Origin of the sequence: Actinophytocola glycyrrhizae, from assembly GCF_042653545.1 — a bacterium.
Taxonomy (GTDB): Bacteria; Actinomycetota; Actinomycetes; order Mycobacteriales; family Pseudonocardiaceae; genus Actinophytocola; species Actinophytocola glycyrrhizae.
In genome coordinates this window covers 900,878-924,483 of sequence record NZ_JBHSIS010000006.1, presented here as the reverse complement: position 1 = coordinate 924,483, position 23,606 = coordinate 900,878, and the positions used below count along the sequence as shown (strand labels likewise).

Annotated in this window: 21 protein-coding genes; 10 read left to right on the top strand and 11 right to left on the bottom strand. The window is 72.6% G+C overall.

Annotation, left to right across the window (positions count from 1 at the left end; genetic code table 11):
• Window positions 1-8: 8 nt before the first annotated feature.
• The gene (locus tag ACFPCV_RS15140) at window positions 9-2,750 is read left to right on the top strand and encodes an FAD-binding and (Fe-S)-binding domain-containing protein (RefSeq protein ID WP_378056765.1); all 2,742 of its coding nucleotides are present in this window, start codon (window positions 9-11) and stop codon (window positions 2,748-2,750) included.
• Here the strand turns inward: ACFPCV_RS15140 and ACFPCV_RS15135 are convergent.
• The 5 genes from ACFPCV_RS15135 to ACFPCV_RS15115 form a co-directional block, all read right to left on the bottom strand.
• On the bottom strand, window positions 2,728-4,164 hold the full coding sequence (locus ACFPCV_RS15135; RefSeq protein WP_378056764.1) for a HAMP domain-containing sensor histidine kinase: 1,437 nt from the start codon (window positions 4,162-4,164) through the stop codon (window positions 2,728-2,730). The two genes, ACFPCV_RS15140 and ACFPCV_RS15135, sit on opposite strands and share 23 nt — an antisense overlap.
• 75 nt (window positions 4,165-4,239) lie before the next feature.
• The gene (locus ACFPCV_RS15130) at window positions 4,240-4,914 is read right to left on the bottom strand and encodes a response regulator transcription factor (protein ID WP_378056763.1); all 675 of its coding nucleotides are present in this window, start codon (window positions 4,912-4,914) and stop codon (window positions 4,240-4,242) included.
• Between the two features lie 19 nt (window positions 4,915-4,933).
• Window positions 4,934-5,083: a hypothetical protein gene (locus tag ACFPCV_RS15125; RefSeq protein WP_378056762.1), complete on the bottom strand. Its 150-nt coding sequence runs from the start codon at window positions 5,081-5,083 to the stop codon at window positions 4,934-4,936.
• A complete protein-coding gene (locus ACFPCV_RS15120) occupies window positions 5,080-5,451 on the bottom strand; it encodes a hypothetical protein (protein ID WP_378056761.1) in 372 nt (123 codons plus the stop codon). Before ACFPCV_RS15120 ends, ACFPCV_RS15125 begins: the two co-directional genes overlap by 4 nt.
• Before the next feature lie 76 nt (window positions 5,452-5,527).
• The gene (locus ACFPCV_RS15115; protein ID WP_378056760.1) at window positions 5,528-6,001 is read right to left on the bottom strand and encodes a DUF6474 family protein; all 474 of its coding nucleotides are present in this window, start codon (window positions 5,999-6,001) and stop codon (window positions 5,528-5,530) included.
• An 82-nt stretch (window positions 6,002-6,083) separates the two neighbouring features.
• Here ACFPCV_RS15115 and ACFPCV_RS15110 point away from each other — a divergent pair, with 82 nt between their 5' ends.
• The 3 genes from ACFPCV_RS15110 (at window position 6,084) to ACFPCV_RS15100 (ending at window position 9,234) form a co-directional block, all read left to right on the top strand.
• Complete coding sequence (locus ACFPCV_RS15110) at window positions 6,084-7,724, top strand: TM0106 family RecB-like putative nuclease (protein ID WP_378056759.1); 1,641 nt, start codon at window positions 6,084-6,086, stop codon at window positions 7,722-7,724.
• A 248-nt stretch (window positions 7,725-7,972) separates the two neighbouring features.
• Complete coding sequence (locus tag ACFPCV_RS15105; protein ID WP_378056758.1) at window positions 7,973-8,458, top strand: GNAT family N-acetyltransferase; 486 nt, start codon at window positions 7,973-7,975, stop codon at window positions 8,456-8,458.
• 20 nt (window positions 8,459-8,478) lie between these two features.
• A complete protein-coding gene (locus ACFPCV_RS15100) occupies window positions 8,479-9,234 on the top strand; it encodes an SDR family NAD(P)-dependent oxidoreductase (RefSeq protein ID WP_378056757.1) in 756 nt (251 codons plus the stop codon).
• Window positions 9,235-9,447: 213 nt separating this feature from the next.
• Here ACFPCV_RS15100 and ACFPCV_RS15095 read toward each other — a convergent pair whose 3' ends face one another.
• A complete protein-coding gene (locus ACFPCV_RS15095; protein WP_378056756.1) occupies window positions 9,448-10,410 on the bottom strand; it encodes an aldo/keto reductase in 963 nt (320 codons plus the stop codon).
• A gap of 125 nt (window positions 10,411-10,535) precedes the next feature.
• Here ACFPCV_RS15095 and ACFPCV_RS15090 point away from each other — a divergent pair, with 125 nt between their 5' ends.
• Both ACFPCV_RS15090 and ACFPCV_RS15085 read left to right on the top strand, forming a co-directional pair.
• Window positions 10,536-11,477 (top strand): oxidoreductase, encoded by a 942-nt coding sequence (locus tag ACFPCV_RS15090; protein WP_378056755.1) that lies wholly within the window; start codon window positions 10,536-10,538, stop codon window positions 11,475-11,477.
• Window positions 11,474-12,160 carry a class I SAM-dependent methyltransferase gene (locus ACFPCV_RS15085; protein ID WP_378056754.1) on the top strand — a complete coding sequence of 229 codons (687 nt, stop codon included), beginning with the start codon at window positions 11,474-11,476 and terminating at the stop codon, window positions 12,158-12,160. Before ACFPCV_RS15090 ends, ACFPCV_RS15085 begins: the two co-directional genes overlap by 4 nt.
• Window positions 12,161-12,167: 7 nt before the next feature.
• Here the strand turns inward: ACFPCV_RS15085 and ACFPCV_RS15080 are convergent, their stop codons facing one another.
• Window positions 12,168-13,028 carry a hypothetical protein gene (locus ACFPCV_RS15080; RefSeq protein ID WP_378056753.1) on the bottom strand — a complete coding sequence of 287 codons (861 nt, stop codon included), beginning with the start codon at window positions 13,026-13,028 and terminating at the stop codon, window positions 12,168-12,170.
• A gap of 14 nt (window positions 13,029-13,042) precedes the next feature.
• Entirely contained in the window at window positions 13,043-13,165 is a 123-nt protein-coding gene (locus tag ACFPCV_RS15075; RefSeq protein ID WP_378056752.1) for a hypothetical protein, read from the bottom strand.
• Window positions 13,166-13,327: 162 nt separating this feature from the next.
• Between ACFPCV_RS15075 and ACFPCV_RS15070 the strand changes: the two genes are divergently transcribed.
• The 4 genes from ACFPCV_RS15070 to yidC all read left to right on the top strand — a co-directional run bounded on the left by ACFPCV_RS15070 (window position 13,328) and on the right by yidC (window position 17,531).
• Window positions 13,328-14,341, top strand: coding sequence for an SH3 domain-containing protein (locus ACFPCV_RS15070; protein WP_378056751.1), 1,014 nt, complete (start codon window positions 13,328-13,330; stop codon window positions 14,339-14,341).
• On the top strand, window positions 14,338-16,272 hold the full coding sequence (locus tag ACFPCV_RS15065; RefSeq protein ID WP_378056750.1) for a glycosyltransferase: 1,935 nt from the start codon (window positions 14,338-14,340) through the stop codon (window positions 16,270-16,272). The genes ACFPCV_RS15070 and ACFPCV_RS15065 overlap by 4 nt, the downstream gene beginning before the upstream one ends.
• A 27-nt stretch (window positions 16,273-16,299) precedes the next feature.
• Complete coding sequence (locus ACFPCV_RS15060; RefSeq protein WP_378056749.1) at window positions 16,300-16,605, top strand: DUF6412 domain-containing protein; 306 nt, start codon at window positions 16,300-16,302, stop codon at window positions 16,603-16,605.
• A gap of 74 nt (window positions 16,606-16,679) precedes the next feature.
• Entirely contained in the window at window positions 16,680-17,531 is an 852-nt protein-coding gene (gene yidC / locus ACFPCV_RS15055) for a membrane protein insertase YidC (RefSeq protein ID WP_378056748.1), read from the top strand.
• On the opposite strand, the gene ACFPCV_RS15050 is transcribed toward yidC, so the two are convergent.
• The 3 genes from ACFPCV_RS15050 to ACFPCV_RS15040 form a co-directional block, all read right to left on the bottom strand.
• The gene (locus tag ACFPCV_RS15050; RefSeq protein ID WP_378056747.1) at window positions 17,528-21,088 is read right to left on the bottom strand and encodes a glycosyltransferase; all 3,561 of its coding nucleotides are present in this window, start codon (window positions 21,086-21,088) and stop codon (window positions 17,528-17,530) included. The genes yidC and ACFPCV_RS15050 overlap by 4 nt on opposite strands.
• A gap of 34 nt (window positions 21,089-21,122) precedes the next feature.
• On the bottom strand, window positions 21,123-22,253 hold the full coding sequence (locus ACFPCV_RS15045; RefSeq protein WP_378056746.1) for a hypothetical protein: 1,131 nt from the start codon (window positions 22,251-22,253) through the stop codon (window positions 21,123-21,125).
• Between the two features lie 101 nt (window positions 22,254-22,354).
• Window positions 22,355-23,533, bottom strand: a complete 1,179-nt coding sequence (locus ACFPCV_RS15040) for a flagellar basal body-associated FliL family protein (protein ID WP_378056745.1) — start codon at window positions 23,531-23,533, stop codon at window positions 22,355-22,357.
• Window positions 23,534-23,606: the final 73 nt, after the last annotated feature.

The window sequence follows — 23,606 nt, the reverse complement described above, 5'->3', positions numbered from 1 at the left end:
TCGGGGCCATGGACCTTCAGCGCACGCTGGCCCAGACCGTGTCCGGTGCCGTGAACTTCGACGCGGGCACCAGAGCGCTGTACACGATGGACGCCTCGAACTACCGGCAGGTGCCGCTCGGGGTGGTGCGGCCGGACAGCGTCGACGACGTGATCGCCGCGGTCACCGCCGCGCGGGAGCACGACGTGCCGGTCGTGCCGAGGGGCGGCGGCACCAGCCTCGCGGGCAACGCGACCGGCGGCGGGCTCGTGCTGGACATGACCCGGCTCGACCGCTTCACCATCGATCCCGTGTCCCGCACCGCGCGGGTCGAACCGGGCGTGGTGCTCGACGACCTGCGGGCCGCGGCCGCGGCGCACGGGCTGACGTTCGGGCCCGACCCGTCGACGCACAGCCGCTGCACGCTCGGCGGCATGATCGGCAACAACTCGTGCGGCTCCCACTCGGTCGCGTGGGGCACGACGCTCGACAACGTGGTCGAGCTGGACGTGCTCACCTACGACGGCGCCCGCATGACCGTCGGCCGCGACCGCGAGCTGCCCGCCGACCTGCGGAAACTGGTCGACGACAACCTCGCGGTGCTGCGCACCGAGTTCGGCAGGCTCGGGCGGCAGGTGTCCGGGTACGCGCTGCACCACCTGCTGCCCGAGCACGGCCGCGACCTCGCGAAGGCGCTGGTGGGCACCGAGGGCACGTGCGTGACGGTGCTCGGCGCGACGGTCCGCCTGGTGGAGCTGCCGAAGGAACGGGTGCTGCTGGTCCTCGGGTTCGCCGACGACATCGCCGCGGCCGACACCGTGCCCGCGATCCTGGCGCACCGGCCGCTGACCGTGGAGAGCATGGACGAGCGGATCGTCGCCCTGCGCGCCGCCCGCAACCCCGAGCCGCCGCCCGCGCTGCCCGACGGTGGCGCGTGGCTGTTCGTCGAGGTCGACGGGACCGCGGCGGCGCACGCCATCGCCGCGGCGATCGGCGCGCCGCACCAGGTGCTGACCGACCAGGTGGCGCAGCGCGCGCTGTGGCGGCTGCGTGAGGAGGGCTCCGGCATCTCGACCCGCATGGCGGACGGGTCGGAGGCGTGGCCCGGCTGGGAGGACACGGCGGTGCCGCCCGCCCGGCTGGGCGCGTACCTGCGGGAACTCCGCGCGCTGCTGGACAGGCACGGGCTGCGCGGCCTGACCTACGGCCACTTCGGTGAGGGCTGCATCCACATCCGCATCGACTTCGACCTGGTCACCGACGAGGGCCGGGCGGTGTTCCGCCGGTTCGTCGAGGAGGGCGCGGACCTCGTGGCCCGGCACGGCGGTTCGCTGTCCGGCGAGCACGGCGACGGGCAGGTGCGTGCGGAACTGCTGCCGCGCATGTACTCGCCCGCGGCGATGACGTTGTTCGCGCGGTTCAAGGCGTTCTGGGACCAGCGCGACCGGATGAACCCCGGCATGGTGGTGCGGCCCTACCGGATCGACGAGAACCTGCGGTTCGTTCCGTTGTCCGCGGTGTCGACGGCGTTCTCGTACCCGCACGACGACGGCGACTTCGAGCAGGCGATGCGGCGGTGTGTCGGGGTCGCGAAGTGCCGCAACCACTCGGGTTCGGTGATGTGCCCGAGTTTCCAGGTGACGGGTGAGGAGCGGCACTCGACGCGGGGGCGGGCGCGGCTGCTGTACGAGATGCTCGCGGGTGACGTGATCACCGACGGCTGGCGGTCGACGGAGGTGCGGGACGCGCTGGACCTCTGCCTTTCGTGCAAGGGGTGCAGGAGCGACTGCCCGGTGAATGTCGACATGGCGACATACAAGGCGGAGTTCCTGCACCACCACTACAAGCGGCGGCTGCGACCCGCGTCGCACTACTCGATGGGGTGGCTGCCGTTGTGGCTGCGGCTCGCGGCGCGGTTGCCCAGGGTGGCGAACGCGCTGCTGTCGGGGCCTGTCGCGCCGTTGTTGAAGCGGGCCGGTGGGATCGCGCCGGAACGGGCGCTGCCGTCGGTCGCGCGGGAGTCGTTCACCCGGTGGTTGAGCCGGAACCCGGGGTCCGGGCGGCCGGTGGTGCTGTGGCCGGACACGTTCACGAACCACTTCACCCCGGCGGCCGGGATCGCGGCGGTGCGGGTGCTGCGGGCGGCCGGGTTCAACCCGGTGCTGCCGAAGGGTTCGGTGTGCTGCGGGCTGACCTGGGTGTCGACCGGCCAGCTCTCGGTGGCACGCAGGGTGATGCGCCGCAGCCTGCGGGTGCTGACCCCGCACCTGGACGCGGGCACCCCCATCGTCGGCCTGGAACCGAGCTGCCTTTCGGCGCTGAGGACGGACGTGCCGGAGCTGACGGGCGACACCCGCACGGTGTCGAACACCTTCACGCTGGCGGGTTTCCTGCGTGCCTACGCTCCGGAGTGGACCCCGCCGGCGGTGTCCGGTGCGGCGCTCGCGCAGGTCCACTGCCACCAGCACGCGACGCTGGGCTACACGGCGGAGACGGAGCTGCTTGCGAGGGCCGGTGTGGACCTGACGTCGGTACCGGCGGGCTGCTGTGGCCTGGCGGGCAACTTCGGCTTCGAACGCGAGCACTACGAGGTGTCGCAGGCACTCGCGGAGCGCGCACTGCTGCCAGCGGTCCGCGCGGCGGACGAGGACACGGTGGTGATCGCGGACGGCTTCAGCTGCCGGACGCAGGTGGCGCAGGGCAGTGACCGCACGGCCGTGCACCTGGCGGAGGTGCTGGCGGCGGCGCTCACCGAGGAAGGGCCACGCTGAACCGCGCGCCTCCTTCCGGCGCTGGCCCGGCGTCGACGGCGCCACCGAGCCGGGTGACGAGCCCGTGCACGAGCGCGAGCCCGATCCCGGTGCCGCCGGGGCGCACCCCGCGGTACCGCGAGTGGAGGACCCCGCGCTGGAACGCGGCGCGGTAGTCGTCGGCGGACAGCCCCGGCCCGCCGTCACGGACCTCGAGCACCGCGCCGCCGGGCACCTCCCGCAGCGCGAGCACGACCGGTGCCCCGGCGGGGGTGGCACGCACGGCGTTGGAGGCAAGCCCGTCGACGACCTGCCGGACCCGCTGCGGGTCGGTCCGCACCACGACGGGCCGCCCGGGACTCTCGACCCGGAACAGCAGGTCCGCCCCGGCACACCGGCGCTCCCACACGTGCGCGGACTCGGCGAGCAGCGCGGAGAGGTCGACCTCGACGATGTCGAGCCGGAAGTCGTCGGCGCCGAGGCGGGCGAGGTCGAGGAGGTCGGACACGAGCTGGTCGAGCCGTCCGGCCTCGATCTCGATGGTGCGCCCGACCGAGGGCACCTCGTCCCCGGTGACCACGCCGTCGGCAAGCGACTCGGCGAACCCGCGCACGGCGGTGAGCGGCGTGCGCAACTCGTGCGACACGGACAGCAGGAACTCCCGCTGCCGCGCCTCGCTGTGGGCGAGCGCGTCGGCGAGCGCGTTGATCGACTCCCCGACCGCCACCAGCTCCCTTGGCCCGTCGGCGGGCACCCGGAGGTCCCGCCGCCCGTGCCGCATGCCGACGGCGACGTCGGCGGTCCGCCGCAACGGACGCGCCAGCAACCGGGCGAGCACGATCCCGGCGATCGCGGCCACGACGATGCCGGCGCTCAACGCGAACAGCAGGCTGCGCAACAACTCCCGCCCGGTCCCGTTGGCGAGGTCGACCCGCTGGACGAGCGCGATCGCCTGCCGCCCGTCCACCGCCCGCCCCTCGACGATGAACTCGACCCCACCGACGGTCGCCGCCCCGTGCAGCGGCTGTCCGGCCGTGACCCGGGCGAACCCGGCCCGCCGGGCAGCGCGCACGGCCTGCCGGTCGGCTCCGGCGATCCCGCCGTTGGGGCCACGCCGCACCACCTCGACGTCGAGCCCTTCGAGGATCTCGGTCACCCGCCGCCCGGCCACCGGCAGGTCCGCGAACTGCGCGGACACGACGTCCGCCTGAGCGGAGAGCTGCTCGGCCAGCACCTTCCGCGACTGCCCGCTCACCAGCCCGACGGACACCAACGCCGCGACCAGCGCGGTCACCCCGGCGACGACATACCCGAGAACGGCCGTCCGGGCCCACAGCGACGACCGCCGCGCCACCCTGCCACCGGACTCCCGGGGCGGCGCGGGCCCGGACCGGCTGCCGTACGGGTCTGCTTCGGGTGGTTGTCGTGTCGTCATCGTTCCGGGCCGGTTCTGTGGTGGGGGTCCGGGATGTTCGGCCCGGGATGGGATGTCACGTCGTGGACTTCGGGGTCACGACGGGTCGGCGGCGTAGCCGATGCCCCTCACGGTGCGGATGGGGCTTGCCGTGCCCAGCTTGGCTCTCAGCTGCGCCACGTGGACGTCGACGGTTCTCGTGGTCGTCGTCGAGTAGCCCCACACCGTGCTGAGGAGCCGGCTTCGGTCGAAGACGTGGTTCGGGTGGCGCATCAGGTGGGCCAGCAGGTCGAACTCGGTGGCGGTCAGTGCGACCTCGGCGTCGTTCGCCCAGACCCTGCGCCGGGTCAGGTCCACGCGGGTGCCGCCCACCGCCAGCACCTCCGCGGCCGTCGGGCCTCTGCGCAGCACCGTGCGGACCCGTGCCACCAGTTCGCGGGGGCTGAACGGCTTCGTGACGTAGTCGTCGCCGCCCAGTTCCAGGCCAAGAACGCGGTCCACCTCGTCGTCGCGGGCGGTGACGAACAGGATCGGGGTCCAGTCGCCCTCGGTGCGCAGGGTCCGGCAGATCTCGATGCCGTCCATGCTGGGCAGGCCCACGTCCAGCACCACGGCTGCCGGGCGCATCCGCCGCACCGCCGCCAGCGCCGCCGCGCCGTCCTTCTCGACGTGCACGCCGAAGCCCTCGCGCAGCAGGTACCGCTGCACGAGGTCGGCGATGGCCGGGTCGTCCTCGACGACCAGCACGAGCCCTCTGCTCTGCTCAGCCATGGCCCGGTCCAGGACTCACTCAGTCACCAGCCATTTCCGACTCGATCGCGTCCAGCGTGGCTTCGATGTCGCCGACCTGCTGGTCGACGGCGGGTTCGGTGTCGGCGCGGCAGCCGGTGCCCAGCAGTAGCACCGGCAGCAGCGCCAGTGTGCACGCCAGCCGTTTCACTTCTGCTCGCAGTGTTCGGTGCGGAAGCCGGTGGCCCACCGTTGCACCCTGGCCAGGTCGTCGACCCGGCCTGCCCGGCGGTCGGCTCGCTCCGCCAGCAGCTGTGCGCGTGTCTCGCGGCCCGCGTCGCGTTCCTTGGCCGCGCGGGCACGCAACCACTCGGCGGAGCCGCGGACCTGCGCGCCGCCGTTGATCCGGTCGAGCAGCCGGTCCGCGCGTTTCTCGATCTTCGGTACGCGCTTCTCGCACAGGTTCCGCACCTGCTCCGGGCTGAGGGTGATCGTGACCGGGCCGGTCTGCGCGGTCGCCGTCGTCCCGCCCGCCAGCAGGAGGGCGGCGGTGAGCGCGGCGGTGATGAGCTTGTTCATGGCCCCAGGTTGGCGGGCCGAGGTGAGCGCGAGGACAGGGAAATGTTCGGGTCGTGTAAGCCGGGCGCCGGGTGGGTCAGACGCCGAGGCGGTGCAGGAGGCGCTCCTCCAACTGGTCCAGCTCGATCGACGCGGCCCGGTGCGCGGCCTTGCGGCGCGCCGACGGCATCCGTTCCGCGGCCCGGACCGCCGCGGCCAACTGGCGCAGCGTCGTGTCGCCGCGGTCGGCGAACGCCCTGTCGTCGGCCGTCGCGTCGGCGCGTTCCCGCAGCTCGGCGACGGCGGTGGCGGCACCGGAGATCCGCGCGTGCAGTGCGCCGCCGCGGCCGGAGAACCGGGACAGCTCGTCGATGGGCACGCCGAGGCGCCGCGCGCGGCCGCGGTCGTACCGGTCGCGCACCTCGCCGAGCGCACGCAGCACGTGCGGCGCCACCACGGGGAGCACGGCCGGACCGATGATCTTGACGACGGCGATCGCGTTCTTCGCCCGCTTCGGCGTGAACCTCGACTCCGCGTCACCGTCGGCGGCCTTGCGCTTCCTCAGTGCCATGCCATGAACTTATCGCTGCTGACCAGCCCCGGCACGCGCTGCCCGCCGGGTTTTGTCGGTGGCCCCGCCTAGACTGCGTACCGTGACGACATCGGTGCTTCTCGACTCGGGCGTGGTGAACCGCTGCCGCCGTCGGGTGCACCTCGAGCACGACCCGACGATGGCCGACGCACCCACCGCGCCGCCCGATCCGACGGGCGAGCAGCGCATGGCCGACGCGGCCGCGCACCGTCGCTCGATCGCCGACGAGATCGCGGGCCTGGTCGGCCCGGGCTGGACGGAGATCCCGCGCGGATCCGAGGTGCGCGCGAGCGACCGCGAGCGGATGACGCTGGACGCGATGGCGGCGGGCGCCCCGTTCATCTGGGCCGCCCAGCTGCCCCGGGACGAGGCGGGTGGCCGAAGAGGCCACATGGACCTGCTGGTCGCGGTCGACGGCGGATACGTGCCGCTGCTCGTGGTGCGGCACAAGGTCAGCGATCCCGGTTCCGGCGCGCGGACCTCGCCGCTGTCGAAGCCGTGGCCGGCCGCCAGGCGCCAGGACAAGCGGCGCCGCGTGCGCCCGCAGCCCAGGGACGTGCTGCGGCTCGCGCACACCTACCGGCTGCTGCAGGCGTGCGGGCACGCCGCGCCGGGGCCCGCCATCGCGGGTGTGGTGGGGCTCGACGGCGACGTCGTCGTGTGGCACGACCTGGAGGCGCCGACCTGGCCGGGTGGCCGGGACGCGCTCGCCGAGTACGACGTCCGGTTCGCCGACCGGCTCGCCGTGGCGAACGCGGCCGCGGCCGGTGCTGCGGCGCTGGCGCAGCCGTCCCGGATCGTCGAGTGCCGGTCGTGCCCGTGGTGGCCGATCTGCCAGGTGGAGCTGCAGCGGACCAGGGACGTCAGCCTGGTGGTGCGTGGCGAGGAGGCCGCGAGCCTGCGTGCCGCGGGGGTGCGGACCGTCGACGACCTGGCCGTGCTCGACCCGGAGGACGAGTCGCTGCCGCCGACCGGCATGCCGATGGCCGACGCCGTTGGCCTCGCCAAGGCGTGGCTCGCGGACCTGACCGTCGTGCGCAGGGTGCCCGCGATCCACGTGCCGCGCGCCGACGTCGAGGTCGACGTCGACATGGAGAGCTTCGGCGACTCCGGCGCGTACCTGTGGGGTGCGCTGCTGACCGGCGCGGACGTGGGCGAACCCGCCGGTTACCGCGCGTTCGCGACGTGGGAGCCGCTGCCGACCGACGACGAGTCGAGGTCGTTCGCCGCGTTCTGGCAGTGGCTCACGGTCGTGCGCCTCCGTGCGCGCGCACGGGGGCTGAGCTTCCGCGCGTACTGCTACAACGAACTGGCCGAGAACCGCTGGCTCCTGTCGTCGGCGAAGCGCTTCGCCGGCAAGCCGGGCATCCCCACGACCGAGCAGGTGCAGGCCTTCATCACCTCGGACGCGTGGTTCGACCTGTTCGGCAGCGTGCGGGACCACTTCCTGTGCTCGCGCGGCAAGGGCCTGAAGACGATCGCGCCCGCCGCGGGCTTCTCGTGGCGCGACAAGGAGGCGAGCGGCGAGAACAGCATGCGCTGGTACCGCGACGCCGTCGGCATGGACGGCGCCCCGCCGGACGGTGCGCAGCGGACTCGGCTGCTCGAGTACAACGAGGACGACGTGCGCGCCACCCACGCGCTGCGGCACTGGATGTCGTCACCGAGCGTGTACGAGGTGCCGTATGTGGGTGATCTGTAGCACACGGTGATCCGACTCATCCCCCAGAAGGATGGCAGAACACCCCTCTTGGGCGACGCGCTCGCAGCAGCCGCCCCACCAGGGTGGATGTCATGGAACTCCTCGCCGCCGCCGGTCTCTTCGCCGGGCTCGCCCTTCTCGCCGCCATCCCGTTGGTGCTCCTGCTCCACGTCACACACCGTCCCTCGGACAGCGAGAGCTAGCCGGAACGGCCGTGAAACCACCGGGCCGGGAGATAGCGTGACCGGGTGCTCGAAGGTGCTGTCGTCCAGCTCGTCCCGTTGACCCCGGAACACCTGCCGGAACTGCGGCGGATCCGGGCCACGCCCGAGGTGCGGGCGCGGTGGGGTGAGCCGGCCGACGACGGCACGGAGGACGACGTCACCTGTTTCGCGATCGTCGTCGGCGGGGCGGTCCGCGGGATGGTCCAGTACGGCGAGGAGGACGATCCGGACTACCGGCACGCCTCCATCGACATCTACGTGGACCCGGCGGTGCACGGCCGCGGGATCGGCAAGGACGCGGTGGCGACGCTCGCCCGGCACCTCGTCGACGACCGGGACCACCACCGGATCGTCATCGACCCCGCCGCCGACAACGTCGCCGCCATCCGGTGCTACGAGGCCGTCGGATTCCGGCCGGTCGGCGTGCTGCGGCGCTACGAGCGGGACCCGGACGGCAAGGGCTGGCACGACGGCCTGCTCATGGACCTGCTGTCGACCGAGCTGAAGTGATCGAGCGTTAACCTGTCGGCATGCTGATCAGTGACACTTCCGCCATCGTGACGGGGGGCGCTTCCGGGCTCGGTGGCGCGACCGCCATGGCGCTGGCCGACCAGGGCGCCCGGGTGTTCGCCGTCGACCTGCCGGTCGCCATCGACACCGCACCAGAGGTCGCCGGGATCACCTACGTCGGGGCCGACGTGACCGAGCCCGAGCAGGTGCGGGCCGCCGTCGACGCGGCCGCGGCGCAGGGGCCGCTGCGGACCGTCGTGAACTGCGCGGGCATCGGGCCATCGGCGCGGATCCTGTCGAAGAAGGGCCCGCACGACCTGGCGCTGTTCCGCAAGGTCGTGGAGGTGAACCTGATCGGCACGTTCAACGTGGTCACCCTCGCCGCGCAGGAGATCGCCAGGACCGAGGCCGATGAGCAGGGCCAGCGCGGTGTCGTGATCAACACCGCGTCGATCGCGGCGTTCGACGGGCAGATCGGGCAGGTCGCCTACGCCGCGTCCAAGGGCGGCGTCGTCGGCATGAACCTGCCTGCCGCGCGTGACCTGTCGTCGTCCGGCATCCGGGTCTGCACCATCGCGCCGGGCATCATCGACACCCCGATGCTCGCGACCGTCAGCGACGAGTTCCGCGCGGGCCTCGCGGCCGGGATCCCGTTCCCGAAGCGGCTCGGCCACGCCGAGGAGTACGCGAAGCTCGCGCTGTCGATCATCGCGCAGGACTACCTGAACGGCGAGGTCATCCGCCTCGACGGCGCACTGCGGATGGCACCGCGCTAGTGTCCCGCGCCGGAAATGCGGTGCGTGAGTTGATTCCGTGAAGTCGGCGTGGCAATGCCCTGAAAGGCGCGTTCAGGGCGCTCAGCGCCCTGAACGCGCCTTTCAGGGCACCGGCCCAGCCCCGTCTCGGACGCCCACGTGGGTGTGGGGGTCGTGCCTGATGACGGGTCCGTACGCCAAGCCACTTCACATGATCTTCACGGAATCAATCGTCTAGCGGCGTCCCGGCTGGCAGATCTCGTCGAGGGCCAGCAGGTCGTCGGCGCTCGGGTGCCACTGCGTCGCGGCGGCGTTCGCGATCACCTGTTCCGGCGTGGTGGCACCCGCGATCACCGAACCGACCGTCTTCTGCGCGGCCAGCCAGCCGATGGCGACCGTCGCCATCGGCAGGCCGCGTTCCTCGGCGAACGCGCGCAGCTTCTCGATGCGGTCCCACGGCGCGTCGGCCAGCAGCCGGGTCCGGCCCGCGAGCCGCGCGTTCGCCGGCGGGTCGGTGTCCCGGTGGTACTTGCCGGTCAGCAGGCCGTTGGCCAGCGGGAAGTACGGCAGCAGCCCGAGCCCGAACCGCTGGCAGGCCGGGATGACGTCCCGTTCCGCCTCGCGTTCGAGCAGCGAGTAGTGGTTCTCGGCGGCGACCACGCCGGCCCAGTGGTTGGTCCTGGACAACCAGACGGCGTCCGCCACCTGCCAGCCCGCGAGGTTGCAGACGCCCGCGTACCTGATCAGGCCCTCGCGCACGAGGTCGTCCAGCGCCGACAGTGTCTCCTCGACCGGCGTGGTGGGGTCCGCGCGGTGCAGCTGGTAGAGGTCGATCCAGTCGGTGCCGAGCCTGCGCAGCGACGCCTCGACGGCACGCTTCACGTACCGCCGCGAGCCACGCGCGCCGAAGTCGGGGCCGTTCCCGCCCTGCATGTCCACGCCGAACTTCGTGGCGATCACGGCGTTGTCGCGGCGGCCGGAGAGTGCCTGGCCGAGCAGTTCCTCGCTGCGGCCGCGGGGGGCGCCGTACACGTCGGCGACGTCGAAGAAGTTGACCCCGGCGTCGACCGCGGCCGCGATGAGCGCGCGGGAGCCCGCGAGAGATTCGGCTGCCGTTCCCGGGCGGCCCAGGTTGTTGCAGCCGAGTCCGACCGCACTGACCACGAGCCCGGATTCTCCCAGGTGACGGAGTTCCACGGCGACAGGCTACTGACGGTCCCGCCTCCGAGCCAGATGCCAATCGGCTGGCATTGACATTCGACACATCGGGTATTCCGTCCGCCATGACCATTTCCGGCGCTTCGTGAGGCAGGCTGTGCGGCATGAGCAAGGCAGCTGAGGGGGACAGACCGTCCGCGGCGGACTGGGTCGCCGGACACCTATCGAGCCAGGTCGGCCGCGTTTTCGTCGTGACGGGCGCGAACAGCGGGCTCGGCCTGGAGACCGCGCGTTCGCTCGGCGCCCTCGGCGGCGCGGTGATCATGGCCGCCCGCGACATGGAGAAGGGCGAGGCCGCGGTGGACTCGCTGCGTGCCGAGCAGCCCGACGGCCGCTTCGACCTGCGCCACCTCGACCTCGCCGACCTGGACTCGGTGCGGGAGTTCGCCGCGGGCGTCGAGCACGTGGACGTGCTGGTCAACAACGCCGGTGTGATGACGCCGCCCCGCTCGCTCACCGAACAGGGCTACGAGCTGCAGTTCGGCGTGAACCACCTCGCGCACTTCGCGCTCACGATCCTGCTGTTCAACACGCTGCTGCGCGGCGAGGACCCGCGCGTGGTGACGGTCAGCTCCACCCTGCACAAACGCGGCCGCATCCACTTCGAGGACCTGCACGGCGAGCACGGCTACCACCGCACCAAGTACTACGCGCAGTCCAAGCTGGCGAACGTGGTGTTCGCGCTCGAGCTGCACCGGCGGCTGCGGACCGCCGGGTTTCCCCTGCGCAGCGTGCTCGCACACCCCGGCCACGCGGCGACCAACCTGCAGACCAGTGGTCCGACCGGTGTTGGCAAACTGATGATGAAGATGACCAACCGGGTCATGGCGCAGGACGTCGCGACGGGTGCGTTGCCGCAGATCTACGCGGCGGCGGGCGCGGACGTGGAAAGCGGTCAGTTCTGGGGCCCGGACGGTCGCAACGAGGGCAAGGGCTTCCCGGCACTCGTCGAACCGCTCGACGAGGCCCGAGACCGCGAACTGGGGAAACGACTGTGGGACATCTCGGAGGAGCTGACCGGAGTGCACATCGACCTGGCCCCGTGACCGACCGGCACATCCGGTCGGTCGAGGACGTGCTGACCCTCCTCGATGGCCTGTTCGCCGACGCCCTGAAGTGGGAGGAGTTCTACGGCGACCGGGAACGGCCGGTCCCGTTCTTCGCGGCGAAGCCGGACGAGAACCTGGTGTCGTACCTGGAGCGCGGGCTGCTGCCACCGGGCCGGGCGCTCGACATCGGGTGCGGGCCGGGCCGCAACGCGGTGCACCTGGCGGCGGCCGGGTTCTCGGTGGACGCGGTCGACCTGTCCGACGCCGCGTTGACGTGGGCGAAGGAGCGGGCGGGGGACGCGGACATCCGGTTCCTGTGCGGGGACGTGTTCTCGATGGAGCTGGGCGAGTACGACCTGGTCTACGACTCCGGCTGCTTCCACCACCTGCCGCCGCACCGGCGGGTCAGCTACCTGTCGCTGCTCGACCGGTGCCTGAAGCCGGGCGGTCACTTCGGGCTCGCGTGCTTCGCGGCAGGTGAGATGGGGTCGGAGGCGCCGGACGCGGAGCTGTACCGGAAGGGGCGCCTGGAGGGCGGTCTCGGGTACACGCCGGAGTCGTTGCGGTGGATCTTTTCGGAGCTGACCGAGGTGGAGCTGCGGCGGATGACGGAGGAACAGGCCGACTCGCCCCTCTACGGCGTCCCGTTCCTGTGGACGGCCCTGTTCGAACGCCCCTGACCCGGGCTCATCCCTGCGGGGGAGCGGGTTCGCGCTCCGGCGGGACGTGCCACGGGGCGGCGGCGACGACGCTGAAAGCATGATCACCGTCAGGCATGCGATTGGCTGGGCCGCGGTCGCCGGTACGTTCCCCTATCTCGTGTTGAAGGCGAACTGGCTGGCCGGCGGCACCATGGGGCTGGCCGACCCGGACTTCTTCGCCGCGGAACCGAGTGCGTTCCTGCTCAACGCGGTCACCGCCGCCATGGACGTCGTCGCGATCGTCGTCGCGCTCGCCTTCACCTACTCGTGGGGGCAGCGGATCCCCGGGTTCTTCGTGCTCGTGCCGATCTGGATCGGCACCGGGTTGCTCGCGCCCATCGCGATCCTGCTGCCGACCATGGACTTCGGGAAACCGGTGCCGTTCCTCGAACCGTGGGTGCAGCCGCTCGTGTACGGCGGGTTCGCCTGGCAGGGCGTGCTGCTCGGGATCGCGTTCGTGTTCTACGCGATGGACCGGTGGCCTGCCGTGTTCCGGCTCGACACCGCCCGACGTCCCGGCGCCGGGGCCCGTCCGGGCCGTCACGGCGCACGCCGGGGCGCTGCTCGCCGCCGTCACCGGGGTGCTGCTGCTGCGGAACGGCGCCTTGGCCGACATCGTGTTCGGGGTGCTCGCGTTCGGGGCGGCCGCCGGCACCGTGGTGATGACCAACCGGGTGCGGGTGCGGTTCTGGGTGCCCGTGGCCGTGACGTGGGTCGGGGCCGGGGCGTTGTTCGCCTGGAACGTGTGGGCCGCCGTCAACCTGTTCGGCGAGACGATGCTGGACGGTGGCGCCGCAGCGTGGCCCGCCTTGCTCGGCGCCACCGCGGGACTGCTGATCGGGCTCACCTCGCTGGTGTTGCTCAGCGGGTGCGCCGGCCGGCGACCTGGCTCTCCTGCCGCGTCGGCCGGTCGTACAGCGCGACCGTGAGCCGGACCAGGAAGATCACGGCCACGACGCTCACGACGAGGATCTGCATCACCACGTGGCGCCTCCTCCTGCTCGGGACCCGACTGCGACGGAGGCGATGGTCGTACCGTTCCCACGCCGAGTGCGGGATGTGACGCGCGACACGCCCGGGGAGCTGACCCGATCGGCTGAACACGGTCGGTACCGGAGGGGTTCCCGGGGTGGGTACAGTTCCGCCGTGCCAGCACCAAGTACCGGGGTGGGCGCGGTCGCGATCTGGACGTCGGCCGACCAACCCGGCCTCGGAGACCAGCTACTCGGACGGGTGATCCAGCAGGAGCTGCTCACGCGGCTGCCGGGCTGGCGGATGACTCTCTGCTCGCCCGCCGGTTGGCGTCGCCAAGCGGTGGCGGACGGCGGGCTCGTGACCGAACCGCTGCGTGACCGCTCGCCCGCCGAACTCGCCGCGGCCGCGACGGTCACCGTCGTGTGCTCCGGCGACCCGTTCACCCTCGACCTCGCCGCCCGCCTCGATCCGGTCCACCCGGTGGTGCCGTTCGCGGTGCGGGACCTGCCCGCGGTGCTCGCGTCGCGGGCCGCGTTCGTCGCCACGGCGGACCCGGCGTTCCTGCTGGACCGGGTGGTCGACCTGGACACGCTGCCGGTGCGGGTCGCGCAGCTGCGCCAGCTCGGCGAGCTGCCCGACGGCGACTACGACGTGTCCGAGCTGCCCGACGGCCTCGTGTTCGAGGACCGGCTCGCCATCCTGTCCGGCGCGCGGTCGGTGACCACCGACGACGAGCACGTCACGGCCGTGTGCGCGGCGCTGCGCGTGCCGTGCGATGGCCCGGTGCCAAGCGGTTCGGTGACCGAGCTGCGGGACGAGCTGGACCGGGTCGCGGCACTGGCGGAGAAGACGCTGGCCGAGCGGGGCGGCGACCTGGAGTCGCGGACGGCGGTGCTGGCGCAGGAGAACCACGCGCTGCGGCAGGCGCACTGGCAGCTGCGGCAGCGGATGTTCGTCGAGCGGCAGCGCCTCGCCGAGCCGCTCGCGCAGGCGTTCCGGGAACGGGACGAGGTCGCCGACGAGGCGAACGAGCTGCGGGCGGCCAACCGCGAGCTGACCCGGCGCAACGAGGAGCTGGCCGCGCGGCTCGCGCACGTCGAGGCCGAGCTGTCCGCCTGGCGGAACACCAAGCTGGTGCGCTGGACCCGGCCGCTGCGTGACGCGTACGGGAAGGCGCGGGGATGACGCCGAGGATCACCTTCGTGCTCGTGTCCTACGGCGGGCGCGAACTGGTGGTGCGGTGCCTGGAGCTGCTCGCGGAGCACACGTCCGTGCCGTACCGGGTGATCGTCGCCGACAGCGCGTCGCCGGATGGCACCGGTGCGTGGCTGGCGGAGAACCTGACCGGCGCGACCGTGCTGCGGATGGCCGGGAACCTCGGTTTCGGTGCGGGCGGCAACCTCGCCGTGCGGCACGCCGACACCGAGTTCCTGTGCTTCCTCAACGCCGACATCGAGGTCACCGACGGCTGGCTGGAGCCGTTGCTCGCGTTCCTCGACCGGACACCGCGGGCCGCGGCCGTGTCCCCGGTGCTGCGCAACCCGGACGGCTCGGTGCAGGAGGCGGGCAGCGTGATCGGCGGCGACGGCTGGTGCCGCGCCGTCGACGGCGACATGACCGAAGGTCCGCTGTTCACCCGCGAGGTCGACTACGCCTCCGCCGCGTGCCTCGTCGTGCGGCGCACGGCGTTCCTGCAGGCTGGCGGGTTCTCCCCGGAGTACGAGATCGCGTACTTCGAGGACGTGGACCTGATGCTGTCGCTGCGGGCGCACGGCTGGCAGACGTGGCTGGAGCCCGCGTCGGCGGTGACGCACCAACGGCACGGCAGCAGCTCGTCGGCACGGGCGAACGAGCTGATGCGGCTCAACCACACCACGTTCACCAGGCGGTGGCCCGCCGAGCTTGCCAGGCGCGCGCCGGTGGTCGGGCTCGACGAGCACCCGCACCGCAGGTGGTGGCTGCGTGACCAGATCGCGCCCTACCGGGTGCTCCTGATCGACGACCGGGTGCCGCAGCCCGACCGCGGCCGCGGCGACGGCCGCACGATGGCCGTCGTGAACGCGTGGCGCGAGGCCGATCCGCGGGCGCGGGTCACGTTCTTCGCGGTGTCTGCGGAGCGGGCCGGGCAGGTGGCGCCCGCGCTCGCCGCCCGCGGCATCGAGGTCGTGTACGGCGTCGACGACCCCGGCCGCTGGTCGCGGGAGCGGGCCGGGCTCTACGACGTGGTGGTCGTGTTCCGGCCGCACAACTTCGTCGGCTACGGCCTGCCGATCGCCGACGCGCAGCCGCAGGCGGTGAAGGTGTACGACGCGGAGGCGTTGTTCCACCGGCGCCCGGAGCAGCACTTCGGCACGGCGACCGACGTTCAGGACCGCCGGTCGTGGGCCGTGCAGGCGGACCTGTTGCGGCAGCAGGAGGTCGACGCGTTCACGTGGGCCGACGTCGCGGTGTGCGTGAGCGAGGAGGAGGCCCACTGGGCCGCCAGGGTCGCGCCCGGGTTGTCGGTGCACGTCGCCTGCTATCCCGCGCACGTGCCTGCCGAGGTGCCCGGTTTCGAGGCGCGGCGCGACATCGTGTTCTTCGGCGGGTTCGACTCGACGCCACGCACCCCCAACGAGTTCGCCGTGCTGGAGCTGGCCGACGAGGTGCTGCCGCCGCTGCGGGAACGGCACCCGGACCTGCGGTTGCGGGTGGTCGGCGCGGACCCGTCGCCCGCGGTGCTCGCGCTGGACGGCCAGGCGATCGAGGTGGTCGGCAAGGTGCCGGACCCGAGGCCGCTGCTGGAGTCGGCGCTGCTGCACGTGGTCCCGATGCGGTACGGCGCCGGTGTGAAGATCAAGTTCGTGGACTCGATGGCGGCCGGGCTGCCGTTCGTGACCACCCCGGTCGGCGGTGAGGGCCTGCACCTTGGCTGGACGGCACGGCACCTGATCGGCGCGTCCCCGGCCGAGCACGTCGAGCTGTGCCACCGGCTGCTGACCGACCCGGCGCTGTGGACCGACGTGCAGCAGGGGCTGATGGAGATCTGCCGCGTCCACTTCTCACCGGAGGAGTTCCGCCGCCGCATGGGGGACGTGCTGGTGGCGTGCGCGGTCCCGCCGCCAGTGCCTGTCTGAGCCCGTCTGAGCCCGTACACTGGGCGCATGGTGCGGGTTTCCGTGGTGATGCGGGCGAGGCTGGTGCTCGCCCTCTTCCTGCCCGCACTGTTCGTCGCGCTGCCCGTCGCGGGCGGGCTCGGCGGCATGGCGACCGCGCTGACCGCTGGTCTCGCCGCCGCGCTGGTCGTCGCCGTGGTGCTGCACGTGCGGCTGGAGACGACCCCGGCGCTGGTACGCACGCTCAGCCTGCGTGAACGCGCGAAACAGACCGTCTTCCTGCGGTTGCGTGACCCGGACGCGCCGGGGCGCCCCCGCCCGCGAGCTCCCGGACTCGGCAGCGCGGCTGCCTGACGTCCACTTCGACACCCGTAAGGCAGTCGCTCCCGCCTGCCCATGTCAACGCGCATGAACTCCCGGAGCGACCCTTGTTCGACATCTTCCTGTACCCGGTCTCGGCCATTCTCTGGTTCTGGCACACCGTTTTCGGCGCCCTGCTCAACCCCGACAGCGGGACGGCGTGGGTGCTCGCCATCGTGTTCCTCGTCTTCACCATCCGCACCCTGCTCATCCGGCCCGCGCTCAGCCAGGTCCGCGCCGGGCGGCGCACGCAGGAACTCGCGCCACAGCTGAAGAAGATCCGCGAGAAGTACGGCAAGGACCGCCGGCGCATGGCGCAGGAGATCCAGAAGCTGCACGCCGACAACGGCACCAGCCCGTTCGGCGGCTGCCTGCCCGCACTGCTGCAGATCCCGGTCTTCCTGAGCCTGTACTGGGTGTTGCGCGACTTCACCCCCGGCGCCACCGCCAACCACGTCTTCGACCGCGCGGGAGTGGAGTCGTTCCTGAACGCGGACCTGTTCGGCGCGAAGCTCGGCAACTGGGTGAGCCAGCCCGCCGCCGATCTGGCGGCGTTCGGCACCGGCAGGCCCGCGATGCTCGCCGTCGGCGTGCCGCTGATGCTGATCGCCGGTGCGGCGACGTTCCTGTCGCTGCGGATGTCACACCGGATGTCACTGCGGCGGCAGACCGAGATGGACCCGCGGATGGCCGGCCTCAGCAGGACGATGATGTACCTGGCTCCGATCGGCATGCTCGGGTCCGGTCTGTTCTTCCCGGTGCCGATCGGGGTGCTGCTGTACTTCCTCGCCAGCAACGTGTGGACGTTCGGCCAGCAGCACGTCCTGACCGCGAAGGTCGACCGCGAAGAGGCCGCGCGGGAGAAGCCAAGGCGAAAGGCGGTCACGCCGCGCCCGGGTCAGAAGCCGGAGAAGCCCTAGCTCAGTGGGTGCGGTGGGCGAGCGGGCACGCGCAACCGCTTGCCGCGCAACGACTTCCACCGCACCGCCGCGGCCAGGAGCCTGCGTTCCGCGCCGGCCGTCTGCGGGCGGTCGGCACGGGCGCGGCGCACCAGTGGTTTCAGGTCCCGCTCCACCCGGGTCAGTTCGGCGAGCGTCTCCCGCACCGGACCGAGCCGGTGCCAGTTCCGCATCAGCAGCACGGTCGCGTACTGGGCGACCCGCCGCAGCTCGAACTCCGCGACCGCCTCCAGCTCGGGGTCGTCCCGGCGGGCGCCCATGGCGAGACCCAGCCAGCCGAGCCCGGTCGGCAGACCGTCGTCGAGGCGGTCGTCGCGGCGGCCGGTGACCGCCTCACCGTGCTGGCGGTAGGAGTACAGCGGCCGGTCCACGAACTCGATGCGGCCCGCGGCGAGCGCGGTCGTGGCCATCCAGTGGTCGTGGAACGCGGACGGGGTGCCGGGCGGGAACGGCAGCACGAGGTCGCGCACGACGTCGGCGCGCACCATGCTCGCCGCGCCGGTCACGGTGTTGAGCAGCAGCATCGCGTCCAGGTCGGTCCGCTGGTTCTGCCGGTGCCGCCAGAACGAGGTGCCGACGACCTCGTCGTGCTCGTCGATCAGCCGCATGTCGGAGTACGCGAGCGTGACGTCCGGGTCGTCGAACCGTTCCAGCAGCGTGTCCAGCTTGTCCGCGTCCCACACGTCGTCCTGGTCGGACAGCGCCACGAACTCGGCGTCGGCGGGCACGTGGGTCAGCGCGCGCTCGAAGTTGCGGTAGAAGCCGACGTTCTCGTCACCGGCCAGCACCACGAACCGGTCGTCGCCGTCGGTGAGCCGCCGGATCGTGGCGACGTGCTCGTCGCCGGACGCGTCGTCGGCGATCACGCACACCCAGTTCGAGTGCTTCTGCGCGCGGATCGAGTCGAGCTGGTGTGCCAGGAAGTCCGGGTCGGGCCGGTAGGTCGCCATGCAGATCGCGACCTTCCCGCCCTCCGAGGGCCAGCGCACCGCCGTGGGCGCCAGGTTGGTCCGCGTCAGCGTCACCGTGGGCAGCGGCCGGGTCAGCGTGGTCCCGTCGACCAGGTCCACCACCAGCGTCAGCGGGAGCCTTCCCGGCGCGTCGGCACCGGCGACGGGGATCCGGAACGACACGCCGCTGCCGTCCGGCACCCGCACCCCGCCGGGCCGCAGCGCCGCCGCGACGTCCGGGCGGTGATGGCCGAGGCTGCCGGGCACGTGCCGCGACCCGGCCCGCACGGACACCGCCCGCACCCCGACCGACGCGTGCGCGACCCACCCGTTCAGTTCGAGCACCTGGCCCGCGCCGACCGGCACCGTGTCCGGCACCCGGAGGTCGTGGTGCAGGCCGTCGTCCCGCGCGGAGGCGGCGGAACGCCGGTACCGGCCCGCGAGTTTCCTCGTCAGCCCCGGCGCCTTCGCGCCGAGCTTGCGCAGCAGCCCGTCCGGCTCGTCGCCCGGCCTGCCGAGCGCCAGGTCGCGGACGCCGCGCACCAGCCTTCCGGCGGGCCACAGCGACTTGTGCGCGACCCGCACCAGCTTCGCGTTCTCCAGCGCGTCCAGCCGGGCCCGCGTGCGGTGCAGCCGGTCCCGCAGGGCCGCCGCCTCCGCGTCGAGCGCGGCGCGGGCCGCCTCGGTCCGCTCGTTGGCCTGCCAGGCTTCTGCCGCCTCCGCGACGGCCGCGGTGAGGTCGTTGAACGCCCGCCCGATGCGGTCGTCCTTCAGGTCCATCTCGGACCGCGCCATCACGAGGCCGTGCTCGGCCTGCGCGAGGCGTTGGGTCAGGTCGTCGACGTGCGCGCCCTGCCTGGTCAGCTCGTCGGTAAGCCGCCGTTCCCGTTCGAGGGCGGCGTCCCGCTCGTGCCCGGTCGCGCGGAGCGCGTCGGCGTCGGCACGCAGCCGCCGCAGCCCACCGGGGAGCTGCCACAGCGGGCTGCCGTGGTCGGCTGTGACGTCGTGGTCGAGGGCGGCGGCGATCCTGGCGGCCGGGTGGCCGGTCACCTGCTCCTGCAGCGCGGCCTCGGCGGTCACCAGCTCGGCCCAGCGGTGTTCGAGTGCGGCGGTCAGGCCGGTCAGCGCACACAGTTCCGCGAGCACGCCGCGGACGGTGGTGCGGGCGGTCCACGGGTGCGGCGCGTGGCCCTGCACGGTCTCGCGGGCGAACTCCAGCAGTGCCCGCAGCATCACCAGCTCGGCGTCCACGCCGTGGCCCGCGTGCCACTCCAGGTCGACGCGGGTGACCGTGCCGTCCGGGCCGATGATCAGGTTGCCGGGGTGCACGTCGAGGTGGTCCGGCGGCAGCACCGGCACGTCCTGCCGGTGCGGCAGGAACGGGTGCGCGAGGTCGGCCGTGTCGAGCGCCCGCGCCCGCGCGGTGCAGGTGCTGCGCCACAGCTCGCACAGGCGGGCCAGTTCGTCGTGGTCGCCGGTGCGCATGGCGTCGTGCAGGCACGCGTCGAGCGGGCGGCCGGGGTGCAGCGGCTCGGCCACCAGGTGAACCTGCCGCAGCCACGAACCGGAGTCACCGAGTCCGCTGTGGGTGGTCCGGAGCGTGCCGTCGGCCGTGAGCTGCCGCGTCCGCCGCCACACGGGCCTGCGCGCGCCGCTGATCAGCCACGCGAGCCCGGGCTGGACCACGTTCTCGAGCGCGGCCCGCGACTTCGACGCCACGACGAGGAAGGACGGGGCGACCGAGGTGCCCATGCCCTCGGCCATCGCGAGCCGGTGCGCGACCCGGCCGGACACCACGCCGTCGTTGCCGCCGAACGAGCCCTGCAGCGGGTCGCGGACGAGCTTCTCCACCAGCTCGGGCCCGTGCCGGAACGCGGCCTCGTCCAGCACCACCCTCGGCAGCTTGTAGTCCGGGTACGGGAACAGCCACCGCTGTGCCGTGAGCCCGGCGCCCGTGAGCAGCTCGGCGAGCGTCCGGTGGGTCCACGTGCGCGGGCTGCGCTTCGCGCCCGGGTAGTCCGCGAGCCCGACCCACGCCTTGTCGTGGTGGTCCTCGACGCCGCCGAGCAGGTACCGCAGTCCCAGCTGGTTCTCGATCGCGAGCACGACCACGCCGTCGTCGGACAGGGCGGCCGTCACGGCGGGCAGCAGCGCCGCCGGGTCGTTGTACTCCAGCACCCCGCACAGCAGCGCGAGGTCGAAGGGGCCAGCACCGGCGAGCCCGTCGGCCAGCGTCGCCTCGACGATCCGCACGTCGGCGAGGTCACGGCAGCGTTCCCGCGCCGCGGCCGCCCGGTCGGGCACGCCCTCGATGCCGAGGACGGACGCGCCCGCCTCGCCAAGCGCCCTGGACAGCACACCGGAGCCGCACCCGAGGTCCACGACCCGCAGCCCGGGGGCGATCCGCAGCGGCGCGAGCAGGCCGAGCCGTGCGGGGGAGAAGTGGTAGGCCGTCTCCCACGTCTCGACCAGCCGGGACAGCTCGGTCGACCCGGCGCTCACGTCCCGCGCGGACCGCAGGGCCGCCAGCACCGCCGACTCGGCTCCGTCCGCGTAGTCGAAGGTCATGAGCCCATGGTCGTCGAAATCGCCCTCGCCGACCTCACGAAACCGGCGGGAACTCGTCGGTCTCCTCCGGGAGCAGCTCGTTGAACACCGACTCCACGTTCGCCGAGTCCTTGCCGTACACCTCGACCCGCACCAGGTAGCCGTCGTCGGTCAGGTAGTGGGCGCGGTACGCGGTGTCCGCCTCGGGCTTGTCCGCGGGCAGCCGCCGGACCTTGACCCCGTTGTCGTCGCTGAGCAGCTCGTACTTGGCCGACTGGTAGAGCTGGTCGATCGCCGTGAGCACCGCGGCCGGGTCGGCCGCCTCGCCGACCTTGAACGCCCACAGACCGGTGCGGACCCCGGACTCGACGTCGGTGACGAGGCCGCTGACCTCGGACACGCCGACGGACTGCAGCAGCTTCGCCTCCGCCTCGGTGGGCACCTTCTCCGCGACCGCCTGCGCGATCGGCACGGTCCGGTTGTAGACCTTCGCACCGGGCAGGTCGAGGAACGGGCCCTCCGGGATGTCCGGGGGCGGCGGCTTCGGGCTGGTGGTCTTCGGCTGCGTCTGCTCGCTGGTCTTCTGGTCGTCGGCCTGGTTGCCGCCGCTGTCCTTGAAGCCGAAGAACCAGATGGCGCCGCCGGCGAGCGCGAGCACCACGACGACCGCGACGATGATGCCCGCGACCTTGCCCGCGCCGCCGCGGGACTTCTCCTCGAAGACCTCCGGGCCCTGCCGCGGCCAGCTCTGCTGCCCGAACTCCGGCGGCAGGTCCTCGTTCGCCCACGGGGGCGGGGTCATGGCCTGCGGGTGCGGCTGCTGGCTCTCCCACGGCGGGGGCGGCGGCGGCGGCGGGAAGTGCGGGTGTTGCTGCTGCTGCGCCTGCACGTTCGGCACGATCTGCGTGCTGTCCGCGTCGGTGTGGCCGACCACCTGGGTGTGCTCGTTGCCCGGGGGCTGCCCGGACACGATCTGCGTGCGGTCGGCGCCCTCGAAGCCCTGCTGGGGCTGCACGGGCCGGAACACCGCCGTCGGTTCGGCCCCCTGCTGCTGTGGCTGTTCGGGCGCGCTCTGACCGGACGCCTGGGCGATCACCCGGTCGCGCCGCGTGCGGTACTCGTCCGCGGAGATCTGGCCGGCCGCCAATGCGCTGTCGAGCTGTGCGAGCTCGTCTTGCCAGGACATGAAGTGCCCTCCAACCAGATGAAATGGCCGCCGGCGCAGTGCCCCGCCGTGGCCTGGGAAAGACTATTGGGTGCGGGGTGCGGTCACACTCCCGGGTGGTTCTACTCCGCCGGTGGTGCCGCGTCCGTAACCGCGGTCATCGCCCGTTGGAACTGAACGCGCATCTCGTCGACGTCACCGGCGGGGATCTGCAGCACGAACATCAGGATCGTGGTGTCCCCGTAGGTGTACACCCCGCGCGTGCCGGAGGCCTCCGCGTTGGTGACCGTGGACACGTCCACCGTCTCCGGTACGCCCTCGACCCCGGTCGGCTCGAAGCCGAGCTGCCGCTGGATGTCGATGATGCTGGCGGTCAGCTCCTGCGCCGCCTCCGCGTCCTCGCTCTGGAACGAGTAGAGCAGGAAGCTGTAGTCGCCCTCGGACGTGCCGTTGTGCACGAGCCGGTCGGCGCCCGCGCCCGCGAGCAGCGTCGCCTCGGCCGGTGCGATGACGTTCAGCTCGCTGGCCCGCTGGATGTTCATCTCGCCCGTGTTCAGACCGGGCTCGCCGGGCAGCTCGATCTTCGTGACGTCGACCGGCTCAGGGGCCGGTTCCTCCACGGCGGAGGTCTGCTGCTCGTCGCCGTCCGCGGCCTGCTGCGGGTCGTCATCGCCGCGGAGCCCGAAGAACCACACGGCGCCGCCCGCGAGCGCGAGCACGACCAGCACGACGATCCCGATCAGCCACGGTTTCCGGCCGCCACGTGGTGCCTTGTTGCTGGTGAACAGGTCCTGCGCGTCCATGGGCGTGACGGCGGGGGCCGGCATCGGCTGCGACTGGCGCGGGAAGGCGCCGGTGGTGGCGGCAGGGTCGGGTAACTGGGTGGCCCACACGGGCTGCTGCGGCGCCATCTGCCGTGGTTGCTGCTGTGGTTGCTGCTGCTGTGGGGGTGACGCCTCGGCGGTGACGACCTGCGTGCGCTCGACGTCACCGTTCGCGCCGCCGTTGCCCGCCTTGCCGGTCGCGCCGTCCATCGTGGCGACGTCGATGATCTGGGTTTGCTCCGCCTCGGCGCCCTCGACGTTCACGACCTGCGTGACCTCGGCGTTCTCGCCAGGTCCCGCACCCTCGGCCGGGACGACGGGCTGCGGGCCGGTCGGCGGGCCGATGACCGGCGACGGTGGTTGTGCGGATGAAGCGGCCGCGAGGATCTCGTCCCGGCGCTTGCGGTACTCGTTCGCGGCGAGCTCACCGCCCGCGAGCGCGCTGTCGAGTTGCCTCAGCTCTTCCTGCCAGGTCATCCGGCGCCCTTTCCGCAGTGTTCTGTCCGCGATTTTCCCATCCGCACCCCACCGCACCGCAGGTGCCTCCACG

Bases quoted from the DNA above. Each gene is read 5' to 3' on its own strand.
- ACFPCV_RS15140 (WP_378056765.1), top strand. From the start codon at position 9: ATGGACCTTCAGCGCACGCTGGCCCAGACCGTGTCCGGTGCCGTGAAC.
- ACFPCV_RS15135 (WP_378056764.1), bottom strand. From the start codon at position 4,164: ATGACGACACGACAACCACCCGAAGCAGACCCGTACGGCAGCCGGTCC.
- ACFPCV_RS15130 (WP_378056763.1), bottom strand. From the start codon at position 4,914: ATGGCTGAGCAGAGCAGAGGGCTCGTGCTGGTCGTCGAGGACGACCCG.
- ACFPCV_RS15120 (WP_378056761.1), bottom strand. From the start codon at position 5,451: ATGAACAAGCTCATCACCGCCGCGCTCACCGCCGCCCTCCTGCTGGCG.
- ACFPCV_RS15115 (WP_378056760.1), bottom strand. From the start codon at position 6,001: ATGGCACTGAGGAAGCGCAAGGCCGCCGACGGTGACGCGGAGTCGAGG.
- ACFPCV_RS15100 (WP_378056757.1), top strand. From the start codon at position 8,479: ATGCTGATCAGTGACACTTCCGCCATCGTGACGGGGGGCGCTTCCGGG.
- ACFPCV_RS15090 (WP_378056755.1), top strand. From the start codon at position 10,536: ATGAGCAAGGCAGCTGAGGGGGACAGACCGTCCGCGGCGGACTGGGTC.
- ACFPCV_RS15065 (WP_378056750.1), top strand. From the start codon at position 14,338: ATGACGCCGAGGATCACCTTCGTGCTCGTGTCCTACGGCGGGCGCGAA.
- ACFPCV_RS15060 (WP_378056749.1), top strand. From the start codon at position 16,300: ATGGTGCGGGTTTCCGTGGTGATGCGGGCGAGGCTGGTGCTCGCCCTC.
- ACFPCV_RS15050 (WP_378056747.1), bottom strand. From the start codon at position 21,088: ATGACCTTCGACTACGCGGACGGAGCCGAGTCGGCGGTGCTGGCGGCC.
- ACFPCV_RS15045 (WP_378056746.1), bottom strand. From the start codon at position 22,253: ATGTCCTGGCAAGACGAGCTCGCACAGCTCGACAGCGCATTGGCGGCC.
- ACFPCV_RS15040 (WP_378056745.1), bottom strand. From the start codon at position 23,533: ATGACCTGGCAGGAAGAGCTGAGGCAACTCGACAGCGCGCTCGCGGGC.